The following is a 3,359-nucleotide window of genomic DNA, read 5'->3' on the forward strand; positions in this document are numbered from 1 at the left end:
GTCCGCCACTGCTGGTTGGACTGCCCGTGGCAGTCGTACAGCTGGATCTGCTGCCCGTTGCCGGTGCCCCACACGTCCAGGCACCGGCCGGACTGAACGCCGCTGATGGTGCCGTTGGAGTTGACGTTCCACTGCTGGTTCGGCTGCCCGTTACAGTCGTAGATGATCACCGCGGTACCGTTCGCGGTGCCCCTCGCGTTCGCGTCGAGGCACTTGCCGGACACGGTCAGCTGCTTGCCGGCGGTGTACGTCCATCGCTGGTTCGTCTGCCCGTTACAGTCGTAGAGCTGCACCCGGGTGCCGTTGCTCGTGTTGGGCGCCTCGATGCACCGGCCTGACTGGACCCCGACGATCCTGCCGGCGCCGCCCGGCGTCGGGCTCGTGGTCGGCGAGGTGGTCGGGTTGGCGGCGTTGAGGGTGTTGAGCACCGACGTGTAGGCGGGCTTCTTGTTCCCGCCGCCGTCGAACAGCAGCGGGCTCTCGTTGGACCGCCACGAGTCGCTGTCACGCACGCCCCACACCGTGATCCCGATGCAGCGGGGCACGTTCATGCACGCCTGGGTGAGCCCCGCGTACTGCGACGTCGACGCGTTGGTCACGTCGACCTCGGTCAGGGTCACGTCCACGCCGAGGGCGGCGAAGCTGGACAGCGTGGTCTGGAAGTTGCTCGGCAGCGAGCTGCCGCCCGTGAAGTGGGTCTGCAGCCCGACGCAGTCGATCGGCACTCCCCGGGACTTGAAGTCCTGGATCATGCGATACACGCCCTGGGTCTTGCCGTACGACCAGTTCTCGATGTTGTAGTCGTTGTAGCAGAGCTTCACCGACGGGTCGGCGGCGCGGGCGGTGCGGAACGCCACCTCGATCCAGTCGTTGCCGGTGCTCTGCAAGTTCGACTGCCGGCGGCTGCCGTCCTCGTTGAACGCCTCGTTCACCACGTCCCAGGCGGCGAGCTTGCCCCTGTAGTGGCCCATCACCCCGTTGATGTGATCGATCATGGCCTGGCGCATCGCGGAGCCGGACAGGCTCTGCATCCACCCCGGCTGCTGGGCATGCCAGGCGAGGGTGTGGCCGCGCACCTTCAGCCCGCGCTGTGTGGCCCAGTTGTAGATCTGATCGCCGGCACCAAAACTGAACTGCCCGCGCTGGGGCTGGGTGGCGTCGATCTTCATCTCGTTCTCGGCCGTTATCATGTTGAACTCACGCGCGGCGATCGTGGTGTACGTCGAGTCGCCGAGCCGGCCGCCCGCGATCGCCGTGCCGAAGTACCGGCCCGACTGCGCGGCCGCGGCACCCAGCGTGCTCTCCGCCGCGTTCGCCGACGGCATCATCACCACGGCCGTGGCCACCACCACGACACCGACCACGCCGGCGACCACCGCTTTGACGATGAGCGATCCGTTCCGCCCGGTCCCGCCCCGATGGGCGGAGGGACCTGTAGCCACCTTGGCCTCCCCTTCTGGCCAGCGCCCGAGCCGTCCTGGCGGGACGACTGGACATCCTTGTTTAAACATTGATCAATGCCAATGTTGCCATCCGACCCCGTTTCAGGCAACATGTTTCGGAGAAGTTTCGGAAACAAATCTTAGCCAGAGCAGCAGATATAGAAGTGAATGCTGGTCGTGACCGCCGGGCGGTAGCGACGTTAGGCCGGTCATGGATGATCGAAAGGGTATCCCAGTGACGTTGGCCGACAAGGGGGCGACGTGGGGTTCTACGAGCAGCGGAGAAGCCGCTACCTGGGTGGCGACGGCGCCTCGGGTGGGGCTTTCGACGCGCGTATCGCGTCGTTGACGGCAACGCCCGTCAAAACGAGGGTGACGCTCGTAGCAGCTGCCAACGGCGGCAGGGGGACCATCGCCAGCGCCAGGGCGGCCAACGAGAACAGGCCGATGATCCGGGATCGGGACACCCGGGCGAACACCTCGTACTCGAGAACGGAACGTCCGGCCAGGAACAGCACGGGTCCACCGAAGATGGCCGCCAGCCATCCCGGATTCAGATGTCCGAGCGGATGGTCGATGACGAGTTCGTAGCCGACGCCGGTCATGATGACGCCGGTCGCCATGACCAGGTGAGTGTAGGGCACAGACCGGCCGAGTCGAGCTGGCTTTGAAGAGGACTCGATTGCCTCGGCCAGCACCGTCCCAGCACGGTAGAAGTAGATCCGCCACAGCAGCACCGTGGTGGCGAGAGACACCACGAACGCCGCCGCCCGGTCAACCCCGAACTTTCGGGCGGACGTCAGCCCCAACACCAGGATCGCCTCGCCGAGGGCGATAATGAGCAACTGTTGGTAACGCTCGGCCATATACCGGCCGGTGAATTCCCATGTCCGGATACGCCCGCCGCCAATCCGCGGTGTGGGCCACCCGAGTACGAATCCCAGATAATCTATTGCCAACGCCAGCGTCCACACCAACGCGCGCCCACCACCCTGGAGGAAAAGAGCCCCGGCCAGCCATGGCACGGCGGACGCCATCGCCCAAAGGAGGATCTTCACGGCGATGACTCGCCGCTGGTGGCCACGCAGGGCAATCACCATGACCGTTGGACGGCCCACCAGGATAGCGACGTACGCGCCGGCGAAGGCCAGACCTCGCTCACCGAACGCCTCGGGAACCGAAACGGCCATGACCAGGCTGGCGAACATGGTGCCGAAGATCACCAGCTGGACCGCCGGATGTCTCGGTTCATACCTGCTAGTTATCAACGTGCAGTAAACCCAGATCATCAACAGAGCCAGCAACAACAGCACCGTCTCACCCATGCCCTGCAGAACACTCCACCAATTCGAGGTGAAGTTCCCGGCCAGCCGCCGCGAGAGCTGGTTGAACGCGACGATGTAAGACAGGTCCAGGAACAGCTCCAGGAAGCTGGACCGCACCGCCCCCTCGCGACCTCGCCGCACCAGCTCTGTCTCGCCCCCAGTCGCCATCTTCCGCCAGCTCCCCGTCCACTCCACCCACAGCCATGTCTGGTCAGGCGCGTTCGGTGGGACCCCGCGTCGTCCTCGACCGGCACGGTCAGGTCCCGCCCGTCGAACAGACCGCAGGTATGCCGACGTGTTCCCACCTGCCTCGATCATCGGGCGGGTGGAGTCGGGCCGGGCTGGTTTCCACAGAACGGCGGACCGCGCCGTGGGCGATATGTGCTCCTGGGACGTGGACCGCAACGCCTACGTGTTCTGGTGCTGGAGCTGTTCCACACCGGCGCGGAAGGGCCGGCCCCGGTGGGGGCCGGCCCTTTCTGGTGGGTCAGGAGGTGGCGTAGCCGCGGGTGGCGATCCAGTCGGCGAGGTGGTCGATGGTGATCCAGTAGCTGGCCTGGTCGGGGTTGGCCGAGTCGGCGATCTTCACGGT

General features: G+C 65.8%; 2 protein-coding genes and 1 pseudogene. All 3 read right to left on the bottom strand.

Annotated features, from left to right (window positions below):
* Positions 1–1,328, bottom strand: a 1,328-nt coding sequence (locus E1258_RS31195; protein ID WP_243715804.1) for an endo-1,4-beta-xylanase, incomplete at its 3' end; no start/stop codon positions are given.
* A gap of 404 nt (positions 1,329–1,732) precedes the next feature.
* Complete coding sequence (locus E1258_RS31200) at positions 1,733–2,935, bottom strand: low temperature requirement protein A (protein ID WP_132407406.1); 1,203 nt, start codon at positions 2,933–2,935, stop codon at positions 1,733–1,735.
* 319 nt (positions 2,936–3,254) lie between these two features.
* Positions 3,255–3,359 (bottom strand): annotated as a pseudogene (locus E1258_RS31205) (phytochelatin synthase); the annotation flags it as partial.

It is taken from the genome of Micromonospora sp. KC207 (assembly GCF_004348615.1).
In the GTDB taxonomy this organism is placed as follows: Bacteria; Actinomycetota; Actinomycetes; order Mycobacteriales; family Micromonosporaceae; genus Micromonospora.

Bases quoted from the DNA above. Each gene is read 5' to 3' on its own strand.
- E1258_RS31200 (WP_132407406.1), bottom strand. From the start codon at position 2,935: ATGGCGACTGGGGGCGAGACAGAGCTGGTGCGGCGAGGTCGCGAGGGG.